The sequence below is a fragment of the Streptomyces sp. NPDC087440 genome (assembly GCF_044744005.1).
GTDB lineage: Bacteria > Actinomycetota > Actinomycetes > Streptomycetales > Streptomycetaceae > Streptomyces.
In genome coordinates, this window is sequence record NZ_JBIUXN010000051.1 from 1 (window position 1) to 6851 (window position 6851).

Below are 6851 nucleotides of genomic sequence, written 5' to 3' on the forward strand. Positions count from 1 at the left end.
GCAGGCAGGGCACGCCGGTCCAGCTTGCCGTTCGCCGTCAACGGCAACGCGTCCAGCACCACGACCGCCGCCGGAACCATGAACTCCGGCAGGCGCGCACCGACATAGCGGCGCAGTTGCGGTGCATCCACGGAAGCTGTGGCGTTCGACGGGACGACGTAGGCGACAAGGCGCTTGCCGCCGGGCTGGTCCTCACGCGCGACCACCGCGGCCTGAGCAACATCCTGGTGGGAGGCGACCGCCGCCTCGACCTCACCGAGTTCCACGCGGAAGCCGCGGATCTTGACCTGGAAGTCCGCACGGCCCAGGAACTCCACCGTGCCGTCGGCCCGCCACCGCGCCAGGTCACCCGAGCGATACATACGCTCCCCCGGCCCCGCGAACGGGTCGGGGACGAAACGCTCGGCCGTCAGGGCCGGGCGGTTCAGGTAGCCGCGGGCCAACTGCGCACCCGCGAGGTAGAGCTCGCCCGCCACCCCGATCGGGACCGGGCGCAACCGCTCATCGAGGACGTAGACCCGGCTGTTGGCCACCGGCCGGCCGATCGACGGCAGCACCGGCCACTCCGCCGGATCACCCTCCAGCGAAAGGGCCGTCACCACATGGGTCTCGGTCGGGCCGTAATAGTTGTGCACCCGGCGGCCCGGCACCGACGCGAAGAAATCCCGCACCGGACCATGCAGCGCCAACGCCTCACCAGCCTGCGCCACATCCAACAATCCAGGCAGATCGAGCCCGAGCTCAGCGGCTGCTTCAGCCACCGCCTCCATCATCGGCATCGGCGCGAAGAGTTCCCCCACCCCGTGCTCGGCAAACCAGCGCACCAACTCCGCCGCGCCCCGGCGCGTCTCATCCCGCGGCACCACCAGCGTCTTGCCCGACCACAGAGCGGAGAACATCTCGTGCGCCGCCGCGTCGAAACCCAGCGCGGCGAACTGGCCTGTCCGCTTGCCCTCCCCACCGGTGAGTATCTGCATGTGCCAGGCCAGCAGGTTCACCATCGCCCCGGCCGGGAAGACCACACCCTTCGGCCGCCCCGTCGACCCGGACGTGTACATCACATACAGCGGATGCTCAGGCCGCAGCGGCAGGCCACCGCGCTCGGCGTCGCACAGATCGTCGTCCGCGTACTGCCCCAGGGACCGGACGATCGTCTCGTCCAGCACCACCTGCGCCCGGCCGCTGGCCACCGCCTCGTCCAGCGGCACGGCCGACACCACCGCCACCGGGTCGGCGTCCTGGAACATGTACGCGATTCGGTCCGCCGGATACGCCGGATCGACCGGTACATACGCCGCCCCCGACTTCACCACCGCCAACAAAGCCACCGGCAACCACTCCGAACGCGGCAGCATCAACGCCACCACACACTCCGGACCCGCCCCACACTCCACCAACAACCGCGCCAGACGATTCGCCCGCGCATTCAGCTCCGCATACGACAGCTCGACACCCTCAAACACCACGGCCGTCGCCCCAGGAGTCCGCGCCACCTGCCGCTCAAAACCCACCGGCAACGACACCCACGGAACCACGACACCCGTCGCATTCCGCACCTCCAGCAACTCACACCGCTCGGCGCCCGACAGCACCTCCAAGCCACTCACCCGGGCATCAGCGTCCGCCACCACACTGGCCAGCACCCGACCGAACCGCTCCACCAGACCCTCGACCGTCCCCCGATCGAACAGATCGACGGAGAACTCCAGGACTCCCGCCAGGCCCGCCGGCTCGCCATCGTCGTCACGCAGCTCGGTGACGTTCAGGATGAGGTCGAACTTGGACGAGCGTGTCTCCGTCACCTCTCCGGTGAGCGTGAGCTGCGGAAGGCGGAGTTCGGCCTGTTCGTTGTTCTGGAAGGCGAGCATCACCTGGAACAGCGGGTGACGCGACATCGACCGCTCGGGATTGAGGACCTCCACCAGATGCTCGAAGGGCACATCCTGGTGCGCATACGCCGCCAGGTCCGTCTCCCGCACCCGCTCCACCAACTCACGGAACGTCGGATCACCCGACAGATCCGTCCGCAGCACCAACGTATTCACGAAGAAACCGACCAGGTCGTCCAGCGCCTCATCCGTACGCCCCGCGATCGGCGTACCGATCGGGATGTCCACACCCGCACCCATCCGCGACAACAACGCCGCGAACGCCGCCCGCACCACCATGAACACACTCCCACCGGACTCGCGCGCGAGGCGGACGAGCGCCTGGTGCAGTTCCGCGTCGACGTTCACCGGCACGGTGCCGCCTCGGCGCGAGGCGACCACCGGGCGGGGGCGGTCCGTGGGCAGCTCCAACTGGTCAGGCAGGACGGCGAGTTGTTCTTTCCAATAGGCGAGTTGACGGCTGATCAGGCTGTCGGGGTCAGACTCGTCGCCGAGGACGTCCTGCTGCCACAGCGCGTAGTCCGCGTACTGCACCGGCAGCGGCTCCCAGCCGGGAGCGCGGCCTGTGATGTGCGCCTCGTACGCCAGCGCGACGTCGCGGGCCAGCGGTGCCATCGACCAGCCGTCGCCCGTGATGTGGTGCAGCACGACGACCAGGATGTGTGTGGTGTCGTTCAGCCCGAACAGGGAAGCCCGCAGCGGGACTTCGTTTGTGAGATCGAACCCGCGTCGCGCGGCCTGCGCGATCGCGTCCGTGACCTCGTCCTCGCGGATCTCCCGTACCTGCATCTCGACCATGGAGTCCGTCGCGTCGAGGACACGCTGGACGGGCACGCCGTCCTCGCCCTCCGGGAAGACCGTGCGCAGCGATTCATGGCGCACGACGACGTCCTGGAGGGCCGCGCGCAGGGCGCCGCGGTCCAGGGGTCCGGTGAGCCGCAGTGCGATGGGCATGTTGTACGTGATGGACTCCGGGCCCTCAAAGCGGTTGAGGAACCACAGCCTGCGCTGCGCGAACGACAGGGGGATCTCGGCGGGGCGGTCCGCCGGCACCGGCGCCGTGCGGGCACCCTGCGCGTCCGCCATGCGTCCAACCAGCTGCGCGACGGTCGGCGCCTCGAACATCGCCCGGGGTGGGACCTCCATCCCGAACACCGCACGAATGCGGCTGATGACACGGGTGGCGTGCAGCGAGTGGCCGCCCAGGTCGAAGAAGCTGTCGTCGATACCGACCCGCTCGACGCCGAGCACCTCGGCGAAGATCGCGCAGAGGACCTCCTCACGAGCGTCACGCGGACCACGTACGCGCCGAGCCTCGACCAACTCGGGGGCGGGCAGAGCGCGCCGGTCGACCTTGCGGTGCGCGGTCAACGGCAGCTCGGCCAAGGTGACCACGGCGGCCGGGACCATGAACTCCGGCAGCAGCTCGCCCACGTACTGACGGACCTGACCCGCGTCCACGGTCGCACCCGACGTCACCGGCACGACGTAGGCGACCAGGCGCTTGTCGCCAGGGCGGTCCTCGCGGGCGATGACCACGACCTGCACCACCTCGGGGTGGGACAGGATCGCCGCCTCGATCTCGCCCAGCTCGATACGGAACCCGCGGACCTTGACCTGCTCGTCCGCCCGTCCGACGTATTCGAGCTGGCCGTCGCGGCGGCGACGTACTACGTCACCAGTCCGGTACATCCGCTTTCCCGGCCCGTCCGCGAACGGATCAGGGACGAAACGCTCCGCCGTCAGGGCGGGACGGTTGAGGTAGCCGCGCGCCAACTGGGCGCCGGACAGGTAGAGCTCACCGGCCACCCCGGCCGGCACCGGACGCAACGACGCATCCAACACATAGGCGCGGGTGTTCCACACCGGCCGCCCGATCGGCGGCACGCCGACCGCCTCCGGCGTCAACGGCTCACTCGACGTGGACGCCACCGTCGCCTCGGTCGGGCCATAGATGTTCAGCATCCGACGACCGCGCGACCACGTGCGGGCCACCTCCGCCGAACACGCCTCACCGGCGACCACCAGCGTCAGAACCGAGGGCAGTCCGCCGGACTCCCCCAGCACTGGCAAGGTGGCCGGGGGGAGGGTCGCATGCGTGACCCCGAACTCCGAGATCAGATCCGCGAGCTGCGTTCCCGGCACCAGCCGCTCCGCCGACCCCAGCACGAGGGCCGCACCGGCCAGCCACGCCGGCCACATGTCCGCCACCGCAGCGTCGAAGCTCGGTGACGCGAACTGCAGCAACCGGCTGCCACCGTCCACGCCCAGCCGCGCAATGTGGTCCCGGGCCAGGTTCACGACGCCCGCGTGGCCGACGACGACACCCTTCGGACGACCCGACGAACCCGACGTATAAATGACGTAGGCAGAGTGATCGGGCCGCAGCGCGACACTTCTCTCCCCGTCCATCAGATCCGCGGCCGACTCGTACGCCACCGCACCAGCGATGTCCTCAACGAACAGCGCTTCCAATCCACTTGGCACGACCTCACAGACGGCGCCCGAGGTCAGCACCACAGCGGGACGGGCGTCACCGAGCATGTACGCGATGCGTTCGGCCGGGTACTTCGGATCCACCGGAACGTACGCAGCACCAGCCTTCAGCACCGCCAACATCGCCACCAACAACTCCGGCGAACGCGGCAGCACCAACGCCACCAAACCCTCAGGCCCCACACCCCGCCCCACCAAAAACCGAGCCAGACGGTTGGCCCGCGCATTCAACTCCGCATACGACAGCTGAACGTCCTCGAACAACACCGCCGTCGCCTCCGGCGTCCGCGCCACCTGCTCCTCGAACGCCACCGGCAACGACACCCACGGAACCTCGACCCGCTGCCCCTGCCAACCGGACAGCAACTCCCCACACTCGTGGGAAGACAGGACGTCCAGCTCGCCCACATGACGATCGGGGTCCGCCGCCAACGCGGCCAGCACCCGACTGAACCGCTCCACCAGTCCCTCGACCGTCACCCGGTCGAACAGATCCGTGGCGAACTCGAAAGCGCCGACGAGACCCGCCGGACGACCGTCGTCCCCCTGCTGCTCGTGCACGCCCAGCTGGAGGTCGAACTTGGCGGCGCCGTCCCCGGTCGACTCGCTCGTGAAGGTCAGCCCGGGGAGCCGGAACTGGGCCTGTTCGTTGTTCTGGAAGGTCAGCATCACCTGGAAGAGGGGGTGGCGTGACATCGAGCGCTCGGGGTTGAGCGCCTCGACGACGTACTCGAAGGGCACGTCCTGGTGGGCGTACGCCGCCAGGTCCGTCTCACGGACCCGCTCCACCAGCTCGCGGAAGGTGGGGTCGCCGGACAGATCGGTGCGCAGCACCAGGGTGTTGATGAAGAAGCCGACCAGGTCGTCAAGCGCCTCGTCCGTACGCCCCGCGATCGGCGAACCGATCGCGATGTCCGTCCCAGCGCCGAGCCGCGAAAGAAGTGCCGCGAACGCCGCCCGCACCACCATGAACACACTCGCGCCCGACTCCCGCGCGAGGTCGACCAGACCCGCGTGGACCTCCGCGTCTACCTCGAAGGCCAGGCGGTCTCCACGATGCGAAGCCACTACCGGGCGCGGCCGGTCGTTAGGCAGCTCCAACTGCTCGGGAAGCTCCGCGAGTTGCGTTTTCCAGTACGCGAGCTGCTGACCGAGCACGCTCTCGGGGTCGTTCTCGTCGCCCAGCAGTTCCCGCTGCCAGATCGCGTAGTCCGCGTACTGCACCGGCAGCGGCTCCCGGGCCGGATCATGACCGGCCGCCCGTGCCTCGTACGCCGCCGCTACGTCCCTCCCCAGCGGCACCATCGACCAGCCGTCGCCCGCGACGTGGTGCAGGACGACCACGAGGACGTGCTCATCCTCGCTCAGAACGAACAGCCGTGCCCGGAAGGGGATTTCGGCACTCAGGTCGAAGCCCTGGTTCGCCACGGCCTCGACGGCCGTCCGGACCTCCGCCTCGGCGATCTCCGCGACGGGCAGGGGCAGACTGACCTCTTCAGGGGCCAGGATCTTCTGGTACGGGGTACCTTCCGCGCTCTCCAGGAGGAGCGTTCGCAGGCTCTCGTGCCGTTCGACGACGTCCTGGAGCGCGAGTCCGAGCACTTCCCTGTTCAGTTCGCCGGAGAGGCGCAGCGCGATGGGCACGTTGTACGTGGCCGCGGACGGACCTTGGATGCGGTTCAGGAGCCAGAGCCCGCGCTGGGCGGGTGAGAGGGGGATCTCCGCGGGGCGCGGCCGCGGCGTCAGTGCGGTACGGGCGGCCGCGGCGTCCTCGACCCTGCCAGCCAGCCGCTCGACCGTGGGCCCTTCGAAGAGGGCGCGCAGAGGCAGTTCGACGTTCAGGACGGTGCGGATGCGGCTGATGACGCGGGTGGCCAGCAGAGAGTGTCCGCCGAGGTCGAAGAAGCTGTCGTCGATACCGACCCGGTCCGCGCCGAGCACCTCGGCGAAGATCTCGCACAGGACGCGTTCGCGATCCGTGCGCGGCGCCCGAAACGCCACGACCGCCGCGTAATCAGGAGCGGGCAGGGCACGCCGGTCGACCTTGCGGTGCGCGGTCAACGGCAGCTCGGCCAAGGTGACCACGGCGGCCGGGACCATGAACTCGGGCAGCAGTCCGCCCACGTACTGACGGACCTGACCCGCGTCCACGGTCGCACCCGACGTCACCGGCACGACGTAGGCGACCAGACGCTTGTCACCGGTGCGGTCCTCGCGGGCCATCACCGTGGCCTGAGCGACCTCAGGATAGGACAGGAGTGCCGCCTCGATCTCGCCCAGCTCGATACGGAACCCGCGGACCTTGACCTGCTCGTCCGCCCGCCCGACGTATTCCAGCTGACCGTCCCGGCGGCGACGCACCACGTCCCCGGTCCGGTACATCCGCTCCCCCACACCGTCCGCGAACGGGTCCGGCACGAACCGCTCCGCCGTCAGGGCCGGGCGGTTGAGGTAGCCACGCGCCAA

Annotated in this window: 1 protein-coding gene; it reads right to left on the minus strand. The window is 69.4% G+C overall.

Features of this window, described 5'->3' with window-relative positions; genetic code table 11:
- A partial coding sequence (locus tag ACIO3O_RS42610; RefSeq protein WP_401756391.1) for an amino acid adenylation domain-containing protein occupies window positions 1-6851 on the minus strand: 6851 nt, incomplete at both ends.